Here is an 18,797-nt window from a genome sequence, read left to right as displayed (position 1 = left end):
TTCGATGTGGGATTGGGTTCAGGGGCGTCGTTTGGCTCGGCAGCGGCGTGGTTGGGTGCGTGCTGCGGGGCCTGCTGCGGTGGTGCGGACGGATTTGTCGAGTAATGACTATTTGGGGTTGTCGCGTGATCCTCGGGTGTGTGCGGCGGCGCGGGATGCGGTGGAGAGGTTTGGGGCCGGGGCGCGGGCTAGTCGAGTGGTTTCGGGTACGTCGTTGGCTCATGTGGAGTGTGAGCAGGCGGTGGGTGAGCTGGTGGGGCAGCCGTCGGTGTTGCTTTTTTCGTCGGGGTATACGGCGAATTTGGGGGTGGTGTCGGCGTTGGCGGGGCCGGGGACGTTGTTGGTGCTGGATGAGCATGTGCATGCGTCGGTGGTGGATGCGACTCGGTTGGGTCGGGCTGAGCTGGTGGTGACGCCGCATGGTGATGTGGGGGCGGTGGCGCGGGTGTTGCGGGAGCGGAAGGTTCGGCGTGCGTTGGTGGTGGTGGAGTCGGTGTATTCGGTGTTGGGTGATGCGGCTGATGTGGTGGGGTTGGCGCAGGTGTGTGATCGGTATGACGCGTTGTTAGTGGTGGATGAGGCTCATGGTGTGGGTGTGTTGGGTCAGGGGCGGGGTGGGGTGGTTGCTGCGGGGTTGGCTGGGGTGGGGCATGTGGTGGTGACGGGAACGTGTTCGAAGGCGTTGGGGTCTCAGGGTGGTTTTGTGGCTGGTCCGGAGGTATTGCGGGATCACGTGGTGAACACGGCTAGGTCGTTCATTTTTGATACGGGGTTGGCGCCGGCGTGTGCTGCTGCGGCGGCGCAGGCGGCGCGGATTGTGGCGGGGTCGCCGGAGTTGGTGGCGGGGTTGCATGTGCGTGCGGATGCGGTGGCGCGGATTTGTGGTGTGGGGCGGGCGCCGGGGGCGGTGCAGTCGGTGCCGGTGGGTGATGCGTCGGTGGCGGTGGAGTTGGCTGGGCGGTTGGCTGAGCGTGGTGTGGGGGTGGGGTGTTTTCGGCCTCCGAGTGTGCCTGATGGGGTTTCGCGGTTGCGGTTGAGTGTGGATGGCAGTGTTCCGTTGGCGCAGGTGCAGGAGGCTGCGCGGGTGGTGCGTGAGGTTGTGGATGGGGTGGGTGTCGGGCGGGGTTTTTCGTCGTCGGTTGTGGATGGGAGTTCGCTGTGACTGTGACTGGTGCTGTTGGCGTCTCGTTGGGTGAGGTGGGGTGTCCGATGCATGCGTATTTGGATGCGCATGTGCCTGATGGGGGGCCTGGGGTGGGTGGTTTTGTGCGGGTGAGTGATCCGGTGTTGGTGCGTGAGGTTTTGGGGCGGGCGGATGATTTTGGTCCGGAGAATGCGTTGACGGCGATGGTGCCGTTGTGCCCTGAGGCGTTGCGGGTATTGGCGGGGGTGGGGTTTGCGTTGCCTCCGGTGTTGGCTTCGGCTAGTGGTGCGGCGCATCGGTTGGTGCGTGGGGTGGTTGCTGGGTTTGTGTCTCCACGGCGGGTGGATGGGGTGGTGCCGCGGGCAGAGGCGTTGGCTGATGAGGCGTTGGGTGGAGTGCGTGAGGTGGTGGATTCGGGTGCGGTAGTGGATTTGAGTGTGGCGCTTACGCGTCGGGTGGCGGCGCCGGTGTTTACGGAGTTGACGGGGATGCCGATGCCTGAGCCGGTGTCGTTGCGGCGGTGGAGTCAGGATTCGTTGGAGTTGTTTTGGGGGTTTCCGGATCGGGAGCGTCAAGTTGAGTTGGCGGTGAGCGCGGCGGAGTTGTTTGCGTGGTTGCGGGATGCTATTGAGGTTCGCGCGGGATCTTGGACGGTGTTTGATGCGTTGCGGGAGGCGGGGGTGGATGCGCGCCGTCGGGCGTCGTTGGCGTTTTTTCTTGTGATTGGTGGTCAGGAGACGACGGCGATGTTGGGTGATATTGCGTTGTATTCGGCGCTGCGTTCTGGTGGTTTATGGGCGAGGTTGGGGGGGTTCTGATGAGGTGGTGGCGCAGGCTGCGGCTCGGGAGCATGTGCGCTCGTTGTTGGCGACGACGTCTTCGGTGGCTGCGTGGCGGCGACAGGCGGTGCGGGATACGACGCTTGCTGGCAGGTGTATCCCGGCTGGGACGCAGTTGTTGGTGGAGTTGAGTGGTCATCATGTGGATGTGCAGGCGGCGGTGCGGGGTACGGGGTACGGGTTGGCGTTTGGTTTTGGGGTGCATCGGTGTTTGGGTGCGCGGCTGGCTGAGGTGGAGGCGTCGTTGATTGTGCGGCGTGCTGCTGTGGCGTTGCCTGATGTTGTGCCGGTGGGGCCGGCTGCGCGGTGGTGGCGGTTGAGTTCGTTTCAGGCGCCGGATGCGGTGCGTGTTGGTGTTTCGGGGGTGGGGTTGTGAGTCGCGTTGTGGTTGTTACTGGCACGGACACTGATGTGGGTAAGACGGTGGTTACTGCTGCGTTGGTGGCCAGTGTGCGGGCCTGTGGTGGGCGGGTTGCTGTTGATAAGCCGACGCAGACGGGGGTGGAGCCTGGGCAGGAAGGTGATGTGCAGGTGGTGGCGCGTCTGTCGGGGGTTGAGTGTCTGAGTGAGGGGGTTCGGTTGGTTGCGCCGATGGCGCCGGTGCAGGCTGCGGCGCGGGAGGGGGTGTGTTTGCCGTCGTTGGCTGCGCATGTGGAGCGGATTGCTGCGTTGGCTGCGCAGTGTGATGTGGTTTTTGTTGAGGGTGCTGGTGGGTTGTTGGTGGAGTTGGATGGGGAGCATGGCACGGTTGCTGATTTGGTGTGTGCGTTGGGTGAGTCGTGTCCTGATGTGGAGTGTGAGGTGGTTGTGGTTGCGCGGGCGGATTTGGGCACGCTTAATCACACGGAGTTGACGTTGGAGGCGTTGTTGGCGCGGGGTATTTGTGTGCGTGGGGTGGTGATTGGGGCGTGGCCGGATGATCCGGGCCCTATTGCTGAAGATAACCGGCGTCATCTTGCGGGGTTGGGTGATTCGCATCGGTATGGGGTGCCGTTGTTGGGTGTGGTGCCGGTGGGGGTTGGCGCGTGGGAGCGGGAGCGTTTTTGTGCTGCTGCTCCTGCATGGTTTGGATGTTCGTTGTGAACTTTTGAGAGGGTTTGTGCCGCTCATATATGTCTGGGGGCAACCACATGGCGTGGTTGCCCCCAGACATATATGAGTTTGTTGTGGTGTGTCAGACCTTGAAGTACTTGGCTTCTGGATGGTGGACGACCATCGCGTCAGTGGATTGTTCGGGGTGGAGCTGGAACTCTTCGGAAAGTTCTACGCCGATTCGCTCGGGTTCGAGTAGTTCGACTAGCCCAGCTCGGTCTTCGATTTCGGGGCAGGCGGGGTAGCCGAATGAGTATCGGCATCCGCGGAATTTCACGTCGAGGACGTCGCCGAGGTCCAGGTCGGCGCTATCGGTGAAGCCGAGTTCGTCACGTACGCGGCAGTGCCAGTATTCGGCTAGCGCTTCGGTGAGCTGAACGGATAGGCCGTGCAGTTCGAGGTAGTCGCGGTAGGCGTTTTCTTGGTAGAGCCCTGCTGTGACTGTTGATACGTGCGCGCCCATTGTGACGAGCTGGAATGCGATCACGTCAGGGGTGCCGTCGGCGTCGTATTTCTCTTTGGAGCGGAAGAAGTCTGCGAGGTTGAGTCTGCGGTCGCGGCGCTGCCGTGGGAAGGAGAACCGGATGCGTTCTTCACCGGCGGTGTGCTCGACCATGGTGGCGGTTTCTTCGCTGCCGGGTGCGGGTTGGGTGCGTGCGGTGCCTTCGACGTGCTGGCCGTGGCTGTCCCAGAGTACGACGAGGTCGTTGCCTTCGCTGTAGCAGGGGAAGTACCCGTAAACGACTGCGGGTTGCATGATTTCTTCGGCGAGGATCCGGTCGAGCCACATGCGTAGGCGTGGGCGTCCTTCGGTCTCGACGAGTTCTTCGTAGTCGCGTGCGGGGATAGAGGTGAGCTCTTCTTCGGCGTTTTGTGAGGCGTTGCGGGTGGGTTTGAGTCCCCACTGTCCTAGGAAGGTGGCGCGTTCGTCGAGGTATGCGGAGTATTTGGCTAGGGGGATGCCCTTGACCAGTTGTGTTCCCCAGAACGGTGGGGTGGGTATTTCGTTGTCTTCGGTGACGTCTGAACGTGTGGTGTCGTCGGTGGATGCGCCTTCGATGTTCGGGGAGGCCACGTTGCTGCGGACTCGGCGTTCCCGACGGGCGGGGAACACCTCGCCGACGGGGATGCCTTTCTTTTTCGCTTCGGCAACGTTTTCCATCAGGCGTAGGCCTTCGAAGGCGTCTTTGGCGTAGCGGACTTCGCCGCCGTACAGCTCGGCGAGGTCTTGTTCAACAAATGCTCGGGTGAGGGCGGCGCCTCCTAGAAGGACGGGGAATCGTTCGGCGATGTTGCGTTCGTTGAATTCGAGCAGGTTGTCTTTCATGACAACGGTCGATTTAACGAGCAGTCCGCTCATGCCGATGGCGTCGGCGTCGTGTTCCAGGGCGGCGGCGATGATGTCGTTTACGGGTTGTTTGATTCCGATGTTGACTACGTCGAAGCCGTTGTTAGACAGGATGATGTCGACGAGGTTTTTACCGATGTCGTGGACATCGCCTTTGACTGTGGCGAGCACGATTTTGGCTTTGGCGCGGCTGCCGGTGTTGCCTGCTTCGGCTTCTTGGGCCTCGATGGTGGGTTCGAGGTGGGCGACAGCTGCTTTCATTGTTTCGGCGGATTGGAGTACGAAAGGTAGCTGCATCCGTCCGGATCCGAAGAGGTCACCGACGACTTTCATGCCTTCGAGTAGGTCATCGTTGATGATGTCGAGGGCTTTACGGCCTTCGGCAATGGCTTCGTCCAGGTCTGCTTCTAGGCCGTTGCGTTCGCCGTCGATGATGCGGCGTTGGAGTCGCTCCCCTAGAGGTAGCGCGGCCATTTCGGCGGCGCGTTCTTGTTTGAGGGATGCGGAGTCCACGCCTTCGAACATTTCGAGCATGGTGGCGAGCGGGTCGTAGGTGCATTCGCCGTTTTCGTCGAATTCGCGCCGGTCGTAGATCATGTCGAGCGCGACTTTGACCTGTTCTTCCGGGATGCGGGAGGTGGGGATGATTTTGGCGGAGTTGACGATGGCGCAGGTGAGTCCGTTTTTGACGGCTTCATCGAGGAAGACGGAGTTCAGGACGATACGCGCGGCGGGTTTAAGGCCGAAGGAGACGTTGGATACGCCCAGGGTGCTGGAAATGCCGGGGTAGAGCTCGTTGATGCGGCGGATTGCTTCGAGGGTTTCGATGCCGTCGCGGCGGGTTTCTTCTTGGCCGGTGGCGATGGGGAAGGTGAGGCAGTCGACGATGATGTCTTCGACCCGCATTCCCCATTCGGGTCCGGTCATGGCGTCGACGAGGCGTTGGGCGATGCGGACTTTGTCGTCGGCAGTGCGTGCTTGTCCGTTTTCGTCGATGGTTAGGGCAACAACGGCCGCTCCGTGTTCTTTGGCGAGTTCGAGGACGCGGGTGTAGCGGGAGGTGGGGCCGTCGCCGTCTTCGTAGTTGACGGAGTTGACGATGGCGCGGCCGCCGAGGCGTTCGAGGCCTGCCTGGATGACGGCTGGTTCTGTGGAGTCCAGCACGAGTGGCAGGGTGCTGGATGTGGCGAGTTTGGCGGCGAGGGTGGACATGTCGTCTACGCCGTCGCGGCCGACGTAGTCGATGCAGACGTCAAGGACGTGTGCGCCGTCGCGGGTTTGGGTTTTGGCGATTTCTAGGCAGGTGTCCCAGTCTCCGGCGAGCATTGCTTCGCGGAATGCTTTGGAGCCGTTGGCGTTGGTCCGCTCCCCCATGGAGAGGAAGCTGAGGTCTTGCCGTAGGGGCACGGCGGTGTAGAGAGAGGAGACGGTGGCTTGGGTTTCGGGGGTGCGGGGGGTGACTGGTTTACCGCCGACGGCTTGGACAACGGCGGCTAGGTGTGCGGGGCTGGTTCCGCAGCAGCCACCGACGATGGAGACGCCGTATTGAGTGGTGAAGCGTTCGTGGGCTTCGGCGAGTTCTTCTGGGGATAGGGGGTAGTAGGCGCCGTCTTTGCCGAGTTCGGGAAGGCCAGCGTTGGGCATAACTGATAGTGGGACCTGGCTGTGGTCGGCCAGGTAGCGCAAGTGTTCGCTCATTTCGGCTGGGCCGGTGGCGCAGTTGAGGCCGATGGCGTCGATGCCTAGTGCTTGGAGCGCGGTGAGGGCGGCACCGATTTCGGATCCCATGAGCATGGTTCCGGTGGTTTCGATGGTGACCTGGGCGATGATCGGCACGTCGGTGCCTGCTGCGGTGTTGGCGCGTTTAGCGCCGACGACGGCTGCTTTGGCCTGGAGTAGGTCTTGGGTGGTTTCGATGAGGAGGAGGTCGGCGCCGCCGTCGATGAGTCCACGGGCGCATTCCTGGTAGGAATCGCGCAAGGTGGCGTAGGTGGCGTGTTCCAGGGAGGGAAGTTTGGTTCCGGGGCCGATGGATCCCAGAACGAATCGGGGTTTTTCGGGGGTTTCGTATTCGGCGGCGACTTCAGCGGCGATACGTGCCCCGGCTTCGGCGAGTTCGTAGGTGCGTTCGACGATTTCGTATTCGCCTAGGTTGCCGAAGTTGGCGCCGAAGGTGTTGGTCTCGATCATGTCGACGCCGACGTCGAGGTAGGCGCGGTGCACCGAGGAGACGATGTCGGGTCGGGTGACGTTGAGGATTTCGTTGCAGCCCTCGTAGTCCTGGAAGTCTTCCATGGTGGGGTCTGCTGCTTGCAGCATTGTTCCCATGGCGCCGTCAGCGACGAGTACGCGTTCTTTGAGAAGGCTACGTACCAACGCGGAACGCTCGGCTGTTTGTTCTACGGAGCGGCTGCTCACAATCTGGACCCTTCGTTTCGACACAGAGGAGGGCGGCGCGCCTAAGCGCGCCGGATCCATACTACGAGGCTGTAGGTGGTGCTTTCTCAGCGATGCGGCGCTGCGGAGGGACAGTGCCTACCTCTAGTGTTGTCTGAGTCGTTCCTCTCAGTAGCATCCCGAGGTCGACATCGGGCCTTCCCGATTACCGCACAGAACAGGAGATGTTGTGATGCTCATCGAGACCCAGGAGAACGGCCCCCTTAGGGACCCCGTCTTCATTGCGGCCTTCGAGGGGTGGAACGACGCCGGAGAGGCCGCGACGGGCGCCAGTCACCATTTGGCGAATGTGTGGGATGCCGAGGAGATGGCCACCTTGGATCCGGAGGATTATTACGACTTTCAGGTGACTCGACCAACGGTGACTGGTACGGGGGCTGATCGGATGATCAATTGGCCTAGTACTCGTTTCGCGGTGGCTCGGGGGGTGTTGCCTGAGCGGGATGTGGTGTTGGTGCGTGGCCCTGAGCCGTCGTTTCGGTGGCCCTCTTTTGTTGAGGATGTGGTGGGTTTTGCTGAGGACTGCGGGGCTTCCATGTTTGTGACGATTGGGGCGTTGCTGGCTGATACTCCGCATACGCGGCCAACTCCGGTGGGGGTATATGCCGAGGATGAGTCGTTGCGGCGGGAGTTGGGGCTTGAGGCGCCCGCGTATGAAGGGCCGACGGGGATCACGGGGATCATCAGTTCTGGGGCTGGGGATGTCGGGATTCCGAGTGTTTCGGTGTGGGCGTCGGTTCCGCACTATGCGGCTTCGTCGCCGTCTCCCAAGGCGGTGTTGGCGATCATTGCACGCCTGGAGAGTTTGTTGTTGGTGGATATTCCGCGGCGGGATTTGATCGATTTGGCGACTGCGTGGGAGCAGGGGGTGGATGAGTTGATGGCGGCTGATGCGGAGATCGCGGAGTACGTGCAGTCGCTTGAGAAGGCCAAGGATACGGTGGATTCGCCGGAAGCCTCAGGTGAGGCTATTGCTCGGGAGTTTGAGCGGTATTTGCGTGGCCGTGATGGTGAAGAAATGTGACCTTCTGGCCCTGGCCACTCCCCCGGCCTGTGGTGGCCAGGGGGTTTAGCCAGGGGTTTTGTGTGTTTAGAGGGTGATTCCTAGGAGGGCGTCGATGATGCGGGCGGCAAGGTTGTCCGCATCATCGGGGGCGTCTGTGGGTGTGTGTCCGGCCAGGATCGCATCGATCGCGGCAAGTGCTCCGGGTGCGTCGAGATCGTCGGCGATTCGTTCACGTACGTGGTGCACGATGGCGTTTTGGGCTTCGATGGGTAGGGCAGGAATGTGGGTGCGCCAGCGACTGAGGCGTTCTTTGGCGGTGTGGAGGACCTCGTCGGTCCATTCCCAGGGGCTGGCGTAGTGGTGGGCGAGGATGGCCAGGCGGATGGCCATGGGGTCTTCACCAGCTGCGCGGAGTTTGGAGACGAAGATGAGATTGCCTTTCGACTTGCTCATTTTTTCTCCGTCGAGTCCCACCATTTCTTGATGGAGGTAGAGACGCGCGAAGGAGCCTTCTCCAGCCAGAGCGTCGGCTTGGACAGCGCTCATCTCGTGGTGGGGGAAGATGAGGTCGACTCCGCCGGCTTGGACATCGAAACCGGGGCCGAGGTGGTCCAGGGCGATGCAGGTGCATTCGATGTGCCATCCGGGCCGCCCGGATGGCAGGCCTTCAACGTCCCAGGAGGGTTCGCCTATTCGGGCTGCGCGCCATAGGAGTGGGTCAAGCTGGTCGCGTTTGCCTTCGCGGTCGGGGTCGCCGCCACGATCAGCGAAGACCTCCATCATGCGATTGCGGGACCATGTGGAGGAGTTACCGAAAGTGGGTTGGGTAGATAGGTCGAGGTAGATGTCGTGTGCTGTGTCACTGACAGCGGTTCCGTCGGTGATAGGCACGGTGTAGGCCGCTGCGTTGTCCAGGAGTTTGGTGACTCCAGCTGCAATGGGTTTGATGTATTCACTTACCCCGATGAAGTGGTTGGGGGGCAGGACGCGTAAGGCGGCCATGTCGTCGCGGAAGAGGTCTGTTTGTTCGGCGGCGAGGTCTTGCCAGTTCACGCCGTCGCGTTCGGCGCGTTCAAGGAGTGGGTCGTCTACGTCGGTGACGTTCTCGCAATATGTCACTTCGTGGCCTGCGTCCAGGAGTGCTCGGTGTAGGAGATCGAACATGACGTAGGTGGCGGCGTGACCCATGTGTGTAGCGTCGTATGGGGTAATTCCGCAGATATAGAGCCGCGCGGTTGGTGGAGCGTCGACGGGTTTGCGTTCGCCGCTGCTGCTGTCGGTGATGGTCGGCTCGATTCCCATACCGGTGACGGTGGGGATGTGTGGTGATGCCCAGGTTCGCACTCGCCAAGGGTACCGACTGCGGTGTTGGGGATTGGGTGGGGGCTTGTGTCTTTGGTGCCGGTTTTTATAGGGCAGGCCAGGGCAGGCAGGGCCAGTCTTGGGCGGGGTGGGGGTGGTGTTGTGTGTGTTGTAGTGCGGTGATGCGCTGGTGCAGGGCGGTGATTTCGGTGGGGGTGAGGAGTTCTTTGAGGGTTTTTCCTGGCGCGCTTTCGAGTGTGTGCTGCAGGGTAGTGAGTTTTTCAATGTCGTTTATGGGTAGGGGTCTGCCTGCCCAACCCCATAGAACTGTTCGTAGTTTGGGTGTTTCGGATAGGCATAGGCCGTTGTCGATGCCCCATATGTGCTTGTTCCAGAGCAGGATGTGGCTGCCTTTGCGGTCAGCGTTGTTGAGCACTGCATCCAGTGTGGCTAGGGAACGTAGTTGGGGGTGGTCGGCGGTGGCCAGGGTGAGGGGGGTGCCGTTGTGGTCGGTACCGCGGGCGATGGGGATCCAGTCTGGGGGTAGGTCTGTTGGGGGTAGGAGGTTGATGAGTGGGGTGGATGTGGGTCGGTGGTGTAGCTGTCCGGTTTGTTCTGGGGTGGGGCCGATCCATTCTTGTACTGATCCTGGCCCGAGGGGGCCTTCACGCAGCACGGTGGTGGGGATGAGGTCCCATCCTCCGGCGGAGGAGATGAGGTAGGCCGCGGCTTCGCGTGCTGCGAGTGTTCCGTGGGGGAAGTCCCATAGGGGTGTTTCGCCGCTGATGGGTTTGTAAACGACGGGGTGTCCTGCTGTGTGTGCCAGGTATACGTCGTTGGATGCTTCGGTGAGGCGGCCGATGAGGGTGATGTCGTCGGTGTGGAGTTGTTCGGGTTTAAGGGGTGTGTGGGGTTGGGGTGTCATGCCGGGTTAGCGTTTGAATCCGTTTGCGCGGGGGCACATGTGGCCTTGGGGGTTGAGGGGTTCGCCGCAGAAGGGGCAGGTTGGCCGCCCGGCTGCGACGACGTTGTGGGCGCGGTGGGCAAAGGCTCGGGCGGTGGCGGCGGAGATGACTACGCGTAGGACGAGTTGGGTGGGGTCTTCGTCGGGATCGGGTTCGTGTCCTTGGAGCAGGTGTGTCAGTGTTTCTGGGGGGTTGTATGCCTCGTCGAGGGCATGGCATTCGACGATGATGCGGTCGCGTTCTGCGTCCCATGCCAGGGCGAGGGTGGCGGCGTTGAAGTCCTCGGCCAGTGGCATGTCTAGAGGGGCGTTGTCGATGAGTAGTTCGGCGACGTGGTCGAATTCGTTACCGACGACTGTGTCGAGGAGGTCGTCGATGCGTTGGGCTAGTGCAGCTACCTGGGCTTTTTCGATGGTGACGGTGGTGATGCGTCGTCCCTGGGTGGCTTGTAGGAAGAATTGACGCGCGCCGGGTTGGCCTACGGTTCCTACGATGAACCTTTCCGGGGGGTCGTACTCGATAACCGCCATGTCGGTCACCCTAGTCTCATCGAGGGTTGATGGCTGTCATGACGGGCTTCTCGGTGCAGGTTGTGATGTTTTGTTGGCGGGTGGAGGGGTGTCATGCTCCCCCGCCGATGGTGCCGTCGCCGGTGGGTACGTGGGTAGGAGCGGTGTGGATACGGCGCAAGGTTTCGGCAACGCCGGAGGGGGGAATGTTGATGGCATGTAGGAGTGGTTTGGAGTCTGTGTATTGCACGAGTGAGGTGGAGGTTGGGGTGACGTGCAGGCGCTGGAAGGTGTCGAGGTGGGCTCCGGCGGCGTCGGCTAGGACTGCTTTGATTGGGTCGCCGTGACTGACCACAACGGTGATGCTTTCGGGGCCGTTGGTGGTGTGGTTGATGTGGTCGATGTGGCGTACTGCTGCGATGACACGGGCGGACATGTGCGCTAGTCCCTCTCCTGCGAAGGTGTCGCTATGGGGAAAGGTCACTGCGCTTGGTTGTTGCTGTATTTGCTGCCATAGGGGCAGTCTGGTCAGTTCGTTGATGGGTTTGCCTGTCCATTGTCCGTAGTGGCATTCGCCGAGATGTTCGTCGGTGTCGATTGCGAGGTGGGGCCAGGCTGTGGTGGCGATGATTTTGGCGGTCTGTTGGCAGCGTTGCAGGGGGCTGGCCACTATCTGGGTTACGGGGGTGTTGGTTAGGGCTTGGCCGAGTGCTGTTGCTGCGGTTTCACCATCGTGGTCTAGTCGTATGTTTGGGGTCCATCCGGCGAGTATGCCGTTGGCGTTTGCGGTGGTGCGTCCGTGGCGGATGAGCAGCACGTATCCCATTTGTTGATGGTACGGAAAACGCCCGCCATGTCACGAGGGCGCGGGCGGGCTTTTTCTGTTGGTTACGGGCGATGTTTAGTCGTCTTCGTCCGTGTCGTCGTCCTCATCGGAGTCCTCGTCGTAGTCCTCGTCGTCGAGGCTGTCCTCATCGTCGTCGTCATCGTCGTAGTCGTCATCCTCCTCGTCTCTGAACACCACGAGGGGCGTGACCTCGTCGAACGCTTCTTCGAGTGCTTCTTCGTAGCGTTCGAATGCGTTCTCGAGTGCGTCGTAGGCAGCACGCACTGTGTGGTCGTTGTCTCCATGGCTGGAGGCAGCAGCTTCGAGGTGTCGTTCCAGCGCTGCTACGAGGGCGTCGAGCGCTACGCGGGGGTTGACGGTCATGCATCGAAAGTACCTCTTTCGTGGGTGCTCCACAGACCATTGCGCAGCGTGATGCATGGCATGAATCTCCGCGGGGGCTGGAGAGATACATTGAGAAGCTTTCTTTTCAGATGGCACCGGGGCACGGGGTCTGGGGCTCGAGGTGGGGCTTGTCGCTTTTGGGGCATTGATAGGCGGTTTTCGCGCTGGGTGTGGCGGCGTGCTAATGTTCCATCCCGTTGTGAGACGCGCTCACTGGAACTGGCTGGTCATCTTGGCTCAGAAACAAAAGAGCGTTGAACGCAGCGGTGAGAATCTCGATTCGACGGAACGCGAGAGTTTCACGTAGGATAAACGCAGTTCACCTGTCCGGGTGGCGGAATGGCAGACGCGCTAGCTTGAGGTGCTAGTGTCCTTTATCGGACGTGGGGGTTCAAGTCCCCCTCCGGACACTCTAATTTCTTAGCGAAACCCAGTATTTTCTAGAAAAGGCTGGCATCCGAAATGGATGTCGGCCTTTTCTTTATGTGTTTTGAAATTCGGTTTTTTTGTGAGGCCGCAGCTATGAACTGAGTACCCCCTCACAGATTCGGCTGTGCGCTTTATCTCCCTGCCGGGCAAAAGCTTTCGACTACTTTTTTCTTAACTATTTCCCTCACCATGAAGTTTCTGCGCCTTGGCAGATGCCCCACAGACTGGAGTTTCAGCGTGCTTCACCTTTCTGATCTTGTCGTTCGCTTTGGTAAGGCAGAGACAGATCGGAACGTACTTAATGGTGTTTCGGTAACTTTCGCTCCCGGATCTAGCACCGCGATCATGGGAGCTTCGGGGTCAGGCAAGTCAACGCTGCTCAATTGCGCGGCCGGGCTGCTTGCCCCGACTTCTGGGCGGGTACTGCTGGATGACTTAGATCTAGGAAGCAGCGACCAGGCCACCAGAGACCGGGTGCGCCGCGAAAACTTCGGCTACATCTACCAGGAGTACAACCTGATAGATGCTCTCTCAGTCATCCAAAACGTTCAGCTACCAACATTCTTCACGCAAGGGAAGCTGACTGAGCAAGAGGCGCTCGCGTCATTGGAGTCAGTGGGAATGCAAGAGTTCTCCCGGCGGCTGCCTGCGTCCTTATCTGGTGGACAACGCCAGCGTGTGGCGATCGCTCGCGCCCTAGCGGTCCCCCGACGTGTGGTTTTCGCTGATGAACCCACCGGAGCTCTAGACAGTCGCACCAGTCGGGACGTGGTTCACGAGTTGACGAAATTAACACAACTGGGCACAGCGCTGGTGTTGGTCACTCACGATGCCGTGGTTGCCTCGGCCATGGATCGAATCCTCATCTTGCAGGATGGTCACATAGTTAGAGATCTTCCCGGAGGCGACCCGTTCGCTGCTTCCCAGGCGTTCACCGAGATCACGGCCGCAGCATGAGGGGTATCGCAGGGGTATCGAAAGTTTCGCTACGCCTATTGGGGTTCCACCGCCGTACCTACATGGGGTTGGCGCTGGTTGTTCTAGTGGTCACAGCTATGGCCGGGGCGATGTTGCTGCTTATGCAGGGATTGCGCGGCGGGCATGTCATTGCCGCTGCAGGAACCTCCGCCGCAGAACTAGCTCAAATGCGCCTTGACCTGCAGGCAATAGGACTGTTGTTGCAGATCATTCTGGTTCTCACGGTGTCCATCGCGATGGTTTTGGTGGCCGGCTCGGTGCGGACAGTTATTCATGTGCGCTCCCAAGAACTGAGGATGTTGCGGCTTAACGGCGCCACTGCCCACCAACTGCAGGCCATGGTCGCCGTGGAGACAGCTGCGCTGACTGCGATGGTGGGAGTCGTTGGCGGGGTCACCGCGGTGTTCCTGACGCATCCGCTCTTTGCGGCCTATCAAGCCATCGGGTCCATCGGGCGGCACATAACGTGGGCAGGACACCTCGATTTAGGCGCTTTAACGTTATTCGTCCTCACTGAGATGGCCTTGGTGGCTCTGATCGGGTTCGTTCTCACCGGCCGGTTAGCAAAAGACGTGGAGAGTACACCAACGCGGCACGCATCCCGGCGCCGGAGCGTGGTAGGCCTGCTTATTCGTTTGACGTTAGTGGGTGTTTCTGTCGCTGTGTTGTTCGGTGCCACAAACACCGCCCCGCAGGCAGGACAACTTGCGGTGCTGCTGCCGGTCTTCGTCACAACAGCGATTGGTGCGTTGACTCCCTGGGCCATCACTTGGGTTGCAGCGGTGGCCGCCCGTGCGGGAGGCCGATTCGCTCCGGGAGTGTTCACTTTGACCGCAGCCCGGGCTTGGAGTGACCGGCGGCGGCTATCATCGGTCGCTCTGCCGATGGTGATCGCTGTGGGGCTGCTTGGTGGGTTTCTATTCAGCTCGGCAGCAGACGGGCGACTGCAGTTAGAGCGAGCAGCCCGCCAATACCAGTACGCAAGCGCCCTCGATGGGGTCTCCCCCACGGGGGCGGTGGATGCAGCGAATTCGCTGCAAACCCGTAACTTCCACGCGATTGCACTCACCTCAACCTCGCAGGCATTCATAGGCGCAACCCGGACCCGGGTAGCAGGGGTGAGTGACCCGGCGGGGTACGTTTCGATGCTCGGTGGGTCATTGACTGGTCGACTACCTCACGACGCTGGTTCAACAGCGCAAATCCCTGTGCTAGCTAGTACACGTGGGGCTGCTCTGGGCAGAGAGGTCGATCTGACTCTTCTCGACGGTTCTCGGGTAAAGGGGCGGGTTGTCATGACAGCAACTGGTTTGCCTGACGAGGCCTACTACCTACCGATATCTGAGGCTGCGCGCCACGGACAGTTCCCCTCCGCGCAGGTTCTCACTACCGCAACACCGCACCAGCTACAGCAATTCATGAGTGGCGTCGCTGGTGCGGGAGCCGTGAAGTCGAAGGAGGAGCTACTCGCACAAGCCCAGAAAACCCGGATGCAAAGCAGCTTGAGCGGCAACCTGTCCATCTTCGGGATGATCTATGTGATGGCATTGGTCTCATTGATACAGACAACAACGCTGACTACACGGTCACGGGCGCGGGAGTTCACGCTGCTGCGCCGGATAGGTTTAAGCGGCGGCAACATATTTGCTGTCACCGTTGCCGAAGCTGTCGTCGTTGGGCTCGCTGTGACGGCCTTGCTCTTCGCATCCTTCATGGTTGTGGCCCTGAAGTTCGCCCACGACCTTCACGTAGACCTGTGGGCAAGCGTCATTCCCGTGCTTTTCCCCGTGGCGTTAGTGCTCCTAGCGGTGGTGGGTATGTATGTCGCGTTGGTCGCAACCTGTACGCACATACTGCTGCGATCAAAGACATGATCCCACCCACACCAGCAGCAGAAGAGAACTCCCCTGCCGCTGGCAGGGGAGTTCTCTTCTGCTGTGTCGTTCCTGAAGACGCGCGCTATTGATCAACTACTCCCGTAAAGGTCCCTTATCTCTTTAGGGTTACCGGTGAGCCTCCCGTTGCAGGTTCATTAACCGTTGTCGCGCCACAGTCGCGACACGACCCGAGTGAAAAGGACATCCACCGTGGACCCCAGCTCCTCTTCCCCCTCTTCTCCAGCAACGCATTCACGTTGGCGCCCCGAGAGCGTGCGCACTGGACCATCCAGCGACGACGTTGGTTTATTCGGACAGCCCCGAGGGTTGCCGTGGATGCTCCAGGTCGAGATGTGGGAACGGTTCAGCTGGTTCGGGATGCGGGCCATTCTGCTGTACTTCATCACCGATACCTTCGCCAACGGCGGTCTGGGTCTGGACAAAAACACCGGCCAAGTCGTCATGGCCACCTACCAGGCATCTGTGCTGTTCCTGACCATCCCTGGTGGCATTTTCGCTGACCGTGTGATCGGCCCATGGCGATCAACCCTGTACGGCGGGGTAGTCATCATGCTCGGCCAGTTACTTCTTGTCGTGCCAATCCCCCTTACTTCCTGGATCGGGTTGTTCCTCATCGCCTTCGGTACCGGGTTCATCAAACCGAACCTGTCCACCATGGTCGGCGGCCTCTACGACGAGAAAGATCCGCGCCGCGAAGCTGGGTTCCAGCTGTTCTATATGTCAATTAACGTGGGGTCGCTGATCTCCCCGCTTATCACCAGCTTCCTCAAAAACCAGTACGGCTACCACGTCGGTTTCATGGCAGCAGGTATCGGCATGGCCTTCGGACTGGTCGCATTCGTGTACGGACGAGGCAAACTGTCTCAGTTCGCCTTCGATGTCCCCACCCCTCTCAAGCCCGGCGAAGGCAAAAAGCTGGCTCTCTACACCGTCCTCTTCTTGGCCACGGTACTGCTGCTGACATGGCTTTACACCCCCATCTTCGGTGGCCTGGCCCAGGGCATCGCCTACGTTGTGTTCACGGTCGCCGTCGCGGCCTCAGCGTTCTACTTCATCACCATGTTCCGCAGCCCGCAGGTCACCCCCCACGAACGGGAACATCTGTGGGCGTTCCTGCCGCTGTGGGTGGGCAGCATGCTGTTCACGATGATCTTCGAGCAGGCCTCCGGAAAGATGGCCAGCTTCGCCAAGGACAACACTGACGGTGTGATCGCCGGCTCCTTCGGCCTGTCGGCGGAGGCCTACCAGTCAATCAACCCCGCAGCAGTGCTCATTCTGGCGCCCATTCTGGGCTGGGTGTTCACCCGCCGGGCAGGTAAATTCCCCACAACGGCGATGAAGTTCGCCATCGCCTTGGCGATCATCGGTTTCAGCGCCCTCATGATGGGCTGGGGCTTCGACAAGTTCCCCGGTGGCACCAACCTCGCACCATGGTGGTTCCTAGGCCTGGTGTTCCTTGTACAGACCGTGGCCGAACTGTTCATGAACCCCGTCGGCCTCGCCGCCACAACATCATTGGCGCCCAAACAGTACGCATCCCAAACGATGACGCTGTGGCTCCTGGCTGCCGCCGCAGGACAGGGCACTGCCGCCGTCGTCATCGACCAAACCAGAGACCTCGGCGACGTGACGTTCTATTACGGCCTAGGAATCGTGACAATCATCGTCGCGGTCGCCATGGCTTTGCTCTCCCCCTGGACTCAGTCGAAGATGTCTGACATCGGCACTGGAAGTAACCCAGCTGAATAAGCCCGCACCACTGAATCACACGTAACCCCTGGCCTAAGGTTCCCCCAAGGTCAGGGGCTACCTACATCTTTGAGGGCAGTGAGCCGCTCATCACTAGGCCGCGACAGCCTCCACCCATAGCGCGACGATGTGCGCGCGCGTGAAACTTACCGTCGCCGGAGCAAAAAACGTACGCTCAGCGGTTCCTTCCACCACGATCTCGTAACTGTCAATGTGCTCATCGTGAATAAGGCGCTGCAGGTGATCATTCGGGTCACCCTCAAACGGTTTCGTCACCCACTCCGTGCCATCGATCGTCCGTAACCGCACTTGCCACTGTTGTCCAGCCATTCCCAACCTCACCTTGTTCCTCAAACGCAAGCCTTGTTATCGACTCCGGTAACTCTGACCGGGATACGGAACCTCATCGCCGCCACGGGCAAACAGCCCATCACCCCCAGAACGCGAATCACGCACCGCGCGCACCGCCTCAATCGTCTCCGGGTCATGTGCATACGCAATCGGGTCCTCAAGCAAGGCGCGCAACACCAATGCATACCCCGGCCCGTCCAACCCCAAAGTGCGCTGTGCTTCGGCGAGCTTCTCCACCTGAGCACTTGGACCTGAACCCCACTTACGCTCCAGCTCCAAGACCCGACGATCCCGGTCCGAAAGGCTCGGCGGACGCTTCCGGCGAGATTCCTGCATCGTGTTTCCCCTCCTACTCACACATCTGGTGATGTGATCCGTCGAGGACTCATCGGCCACAACGAGCCCTGACTGAGCACCACGCCATCCAGAGGCTCACCGTCGTCTGTACAGTGACCAGAAGTGACAAACACACGCCCAGCAACGCAGCGCAGTCACTGAAAATAACGACCGCGGCGACCACCGCCAGGAGAGGATCAGGTATGAAACTCGTGGTGACAGGAGGAGCTGGCTACATCGGCTCTGTTGTGACATCGCAGTTACTCGAAGCCGGGCACGACGTCACCGTGGTGGATGACCTCTCCACAGGACACGCCGACGCAGTCCCCGACGGCGCAGCGTTCGTCCAAGCCCGCATCCACGACATCCACGACATCCTTGCCGACGTGCGCCCCGATGGGCTTTTGCACTTCGCCGCGAAATCCCTCGTCGGTGAATCGGTCGAAAAGCCCGAACTGTATTGGGAAAACAACGTTGTCGGCACCTTCCGCCTCCTCGAAGCGGTGCGACAAAACAACGTTCCCCGCATGGTTTTCTCCTCCACAGCAGCGGTCTACGGGGAGCCTTCAACCCCTCTGATTACCGAGGATCTAACCCCTAACCCCATCAACGCCTACGGTCGTTCCAAACTCGCCATTGACATGGCTCTGACCGATTACGCCAAAGCACACGGACTGGCTGCCACCTCACTGCGCTACTTCAACGTCGGAGGAGCCCGCGGTAAATACGGCGAACGCCACGCTATCGAGACACACCTTATCCCCAACATCCTCAAAGTGCCCGCCGGGGAACGCGACCACGTTTACCTCTTTGGCCAGGACTACCCCACCCCCGACGGCACCTGTGTACGCGACTACCTACACGTCGTTGACCTGGGCCGCGCACACCTACTCGCCCTGGACACCAGCGAACCCGGAACCCACCGTGTCTTCAACCTCGGCTCTGGCACCGGGTTCTCTGTCAAAGAAGTCCTCGAAGCCGCCCGCGCAGTCACCGGCCACCCCATCCCCGCCGAAGTGAAAGACCGCCGCCCCGGCGACCCAGCCACCCTCGTGGCCAGCTCCGCCAAAGCAAAAGAAATCCTCGGCTGGGAACCGGAGTACGAAATCAACCGGATCGTCTCCGATGCGTGGGAGTTCATCCAATCCCGCATGTGAGACCAG

The 18,797-nt window shown here is 60.6% G+C and carries 17 protein-coding genes and 1 tRNA gene; 10 read left to right on the top strand and 8 right to left on the bottom strand.

The window, feature by feature from the left end; genetic code table 11:
* The first annotated feature begins 4 nt into the window (after nt 1–4).
* From AC2T9U_RS05310 to bioD, 4 genes are read left to right on the top strand one after another with little or no spacing between them, the layout of a single operon-like run.
* Nucleotides 5–1,162 (top strand): 8-amino-7-oxononanoate synthase, encoded by a 1,158-nt coding sequence (locus AC2T9U_RS05310; RefSeq protein ID WP_493696840.1) that lies wholly within the window; start codon nt 5–7, stop codon nt 1,160–1,162.
* Nucleotides 1,159–1,962 (top strand): hypothetical protein, encoded by an 804-nt coding sequence (locus tag AC2T9U_RS05305; RefSeq protein WP_493696839.1) that lies wholly within the window; start codon nt 1,159–1,161, stop codon nt 1,960–1,962. The genes AC2T9U_RS05310 and AC2T9U_RS05305 overlap by 4 nt, the downstream gene beginning before the upstream one ends.
* A gap of 7 nt (nt 1,963–1,969) precedes the next feature.
* Complete coding sequence (locus AC2T9U_RS05300) at nt 1,970–2,359, top strand: hypothetical protein (protein WP_493696838.1); 390 nt, start codon at nt 1,970–1,972, stop codon at nt 2,357–2,359.
* Nucleotides 2,356–3,066: a dethiobiotin synthase gene (gene bioD / locus AC2T9U_RS05295; protein WP_493696837.1), complete on the top strand. Its 711-nt coding sequence runs from the start codon at nt 2,356–2,358 to the stop codon at nt 3,064–3,066. The genes AC2T9U_RS05300 and bioD overlap by 4 nt, the downstream gene beginning before the upstream one ends.
* Nucleotides 3,067–3,157: 91 nt before the next feature.
* Here bioD and metH read toward each other — a convergent pair whose 3' ends face one another.
* Nucleotides 3,158–6,844, bottom strand: coding sequence for a methionine synthase (metH, locus tag AC2T9U_RS05290; protein WP_493696931.1), 3,687 nt, complete (start codon nt 6,842–6,844; stop codon nt 3,158–3,160).
* A gap of 208 nt (nt 6,845–7,052) precedes the next feature.
* On the opposite strand from metH, the gene AC2T9U_RS05285 reads away from it, so the two are divergent.
* Entirely contained in the window at nt 7,053–7,904 is an 852-nt protein-coding gene (locus AC2T9U_RS05285; protein ID WP_493696930.1) for a PAC2 family protein, read from the top strand.
* Between the two features lie 66 nt (nt 7,905–7,970).
* On the opposite strand, the gene mshC is transcribed toward AC2T9U_RS05285, so the two are convergent.
* From mshC to AC2T9U_RS05260, 5 genes are all read right to left on the bottom strand, one after another.
* On the bottom strand, nt 7,971–9,230 hold the full coding sequence (gene mshC, locus AC2T9U_RS05280) for a cysteine--1-D-myo-inosityl 2-amino-2-deoxy-alpha-D-glucopyranoside ligase (RefSeq protein ID WP_493696836.1): 1,260 nt from the start codon (nt 9,228–9,230) through the stop codon (nt 7,971–7,973).
* Nucleotides 9,231–9,294: 64 nt separating this feature from the next.
* Nucleotides 9,295–10,113 carry an SCO1664 family protein gene (locus tag AC2T9U_RS05275; protein WP_493696835.1) on the bottom strand — a complete coding sequence of 273 codons (819 nt, stop codon included), beginning with the start codon at nt 10,111–10,113 and terminating at the stop codon, nt 9,295–9,297.
* A 6-nt stretch (nt 10,114–10,119) separates the two neighbouring features.
* Nucleotides 10,120–10,683: a DUF3090 domain-containing protein gene (locus AC2T9U_RS05270; protein WP_493696834.1), complete on the bottom strand. Its 564-nt coding sequence runs from the start codon at nt 10,681–10,683 to the stop codon at nt 10,120–10,122.
* A gap of 91 nt (nt 10,684–10,774) precedes the next feature.
* A complete protein-coding gene (locus AC2T9U_RS05265) occupies nt 10,775–11,488 on the bottom strand; it encodes an MSMEG_4193 family putative phosphomutase (protein WP_493696833.1) in 714 nt (237 codons plus the stop codon).
* A 75-nt stretch (nt 11,489–11,563) separates the two neighbouring features.
* Nucleotides 11,564–11,872 (bottom strand): primosomal protein, encoded by a 309-nt coding sequence (locus tag AC2T9U_RS05260; protein ID WP_493696832.1) that lies wholly within the window; start codon nt 11,870–11,872, stop codon nt 11,564–11,566.
* 346 nt (nt 11,873–12,218) lie between these two features.
* Here AC2T9U_RS05260 and AC2T9U_RS05255 point away from each other — a divergent pair.
* The 4 genes from AC2T9U_RS05255 (at nt 12,219) to AC2T9U_RS05240 (ending at nt 16,947) form a co-directional block, all read left to right on the top strand.
* A tRNA-Leu gene (locus AC2T9U_RS05255) sits at nt 12,219–12,303 on the top strand.
* Between the two features lie 256 nt (nt 12,304–12,559).
* Nucleotides 12,560–13,279 (top strand): ABC transporter ATP-binding protein, encoded by a 720-nt coding sequence (locus tag AC2T9U_RS05250; RefSeq protein WP_181816036.1) that lies wholly within the window; start codon nt 12,560–12,562, stop codon nt 13,277–13,279.
* Complete coding sequence (locus AC2T9U_RS05245; protein ID WP_493696831.1) at nt 13,276–15,174, top strand: FtsX-like permease family protein; 1,899 nt, start codon at nt 13,276–13,278, stop codon at nt 15,172–15,174. Before AC2T9U_RS05250 ends, AC2T9U_RS05245 begins: the two co-directional genes overlap by 4 nt.
* Nucleotides 15,175–15,450: 276 nt before the next feature.
* Nucleotides 15,451–16,947: a peptide MFS transporter gene (locus AC2T9U_RS05240; protein WP_493696830.1), complete on the top strand. Its 1,497-nt coding sequence runs from the start codon at nt 15,451–15,453 to the stop codon at nt 16,945–16,947.
* A 93-nt stretch (nt 16,948–17,040) separates the two neighbouring features.
* Here the strand turns inward: AC2T9U_RS05240 and AC2T9U_RS05235 are convergent, their stop codons facing one another.
* Entirely contained in the window at nt 17,041–17,277 is a 237-nt protein-coding gene (locus tag AC2T9U_RS05235) for a hypothetical protein (protein ID WP_115030465.1), read from the bottom strand.
* Nucleotides 17,278–17,313: 36 nt separating this feature from the next.
* Nucleotides 17,314–17,634, bottom strand: a complete 321-nt coding sequence (locus AC2T9U_RS05230) for a DUF3263 domain-containing protein (RefSeq protein WP_115030467.1) — start codon at nt 17,632–17,634, stop codon at nt 17,314–17,316.
* 203 nt (nt 17,635–17,837) lie between these two features.
* On the opposite strand from AC2T9U_RS05230, the gene galE reads away from it, so the two are divergent.
* Nucleotides 17,838–18,791, top strand: a complete 954-nt coding sequence (galE, locus tag AC2T9U_RS05225) for a UDP-glucose 4-epimerase GalE (RefSeq protein ID WP_115030469.1) — start codon at nt 17,838–17,840, stop codon at nt 18,789–18,791.
* The last annotated feature ends 6 nt before the right edge of the window (nt 18,792–18,797 follow it).

The sequence above is a fragment of the Dermatophilus sp. B7861-1 genome (genome assembly GCF_058996045.1).
The sequence above is the reverse complement of the archived record's forward strand: the minus strand, read 5'-3'. Positions and strand labels throughout refer to the sequence as shown.

What these genes read in the sequence shown, in the direction of transcription:
- AC2T9U_RS05260 (WP_493696832.1), bottom strand. Translation starts at nt 11,872, where the DNA reads ATGACCGTCAACCCCCGCGTAGCGCTCGACGCCCTCGTAGCAGCGCTG.
- AC2T9U_RS05310 (WP_493696840.1), top strand. Translation starts at nt 5, where the DNA reads ATGTGGGATTGGGTTCAGGGGCGTCGTTTGGCTCGGCAGCGGCGTGGT.
- AC2T9U_RS05245 (WP_493696831.1), top strand. Translation starts at nt 13,276, where the DNA reads ATGAGGGGTATCGCAGGGGTATCGAAAGTTTCGCTACGCCTATTGGGG.
- AC2T9U_RS05285 (WP_493696930.1), top strand. Translation starts at nt 7,053, where the DNA reads ATGCTCATCGAGACCCAGGAGAACGGCCCCCTTAGGGACCCCGTCTTC.
- AC2T9U_RS05235 (WP_115030465.1), bottom strand. Translation starts at nt 17,277, where the DNA reads ATGGCTGGACAACAGTGGCAAGTGCGGTTACGGACGATCGATGGCACG.
- AC2T9U_RS05230 (WP_115030467.1), bottom strand. Translation starts at nt 17,634, where the DNA reads ATGCAGGAATCTCGCCGGAAGCGTCCGCCGAGCCTTTCGGACCGGGAT.
- AC2T9U_RS05275 (WP_493696835.1), bottom strand. Translation starts at nt 10,113, where the DNA reads ATGACACCCCAACCCCACACACCCCTTAAACCCGAACAACTCCACACC.
- galE (WP_115030469.1), top strand. Translation starts at nt 17,838, where the DNA reads ATGAAACTCGTGGTGACAGGAGGAGCTGGCTACATCGGCTCTGTTGTG.
- AC2T9U_RS05270 (WP_493696834.1), bottom strand. Translation starts at nt 10,683, where the DNA reads ATGGCGGTTATCGAGTACGACCCCCCGGAAAGGTTCATCGTAGGAACC.
- AC2T9U_RS05265 (WP_493696833.1), bottom strand. Translation starts at nt 11,488, where the DNA reads ATGGGATACGTGCTGCTCATCCGCCACGGACGCACCACCGCAAACGCC.